Genomic DNA, 262 nt, shown 5'->3' on the forward strand with positions numbered 1-262 from the left:
ATGGTGGTGGGGGAAGGATTATTCGTCGCTTCGCTCCTCACCCTTCGGGCCGTTGCCTGCGGCAACGTTCTCTCGCTTTCGCTCGAGTCGAACCTTAATCGAAGGTTCTCACCCTTCCTCGATGAGTGCAAAGATTAACAATCTCACCGAAGTTACCACATCGCTGTGGTGAATAATGGTGGTGGGGGAAGGATTCGAACCTTCGAAGTCGATGACGGCAGATTTACAGTCTGCTCCCTTTGGCCGCTCGGGAACCCCACCA

At 54.2% G+C, this 262-nt stretch carries 1 tRNA gene and 1 other RNA gene; both read right to left on the reverse strand.

Annotated features, from left to right (window positions below):
- Position 1 precedes the first annotated feature (1 nt).
- A non-coding RNA gene (locus A7098_RS23480) (RtT sRNA) lies at positions 2 to 133 on the reverse strand.
- 43 nt (positions 134 to 176) lie between these two features.
- Positions 177 to 261 (reverse strand) — tRNA-Tyr (locus A7098_RS23485).
- Position 262: the final 1 nt, after the last annotated feature.

This window comes from Escherichia sp. MOD1-EC7011 (assembly GCF_002965005.1).
Taxonomy (GTDB): domain Bacteria; phylum Pseudomonadota; class Gammaproteobacteria; order Enterobacterales; family Enterobacteriaceae; genus Escherichia; species Escherichia ruysiae.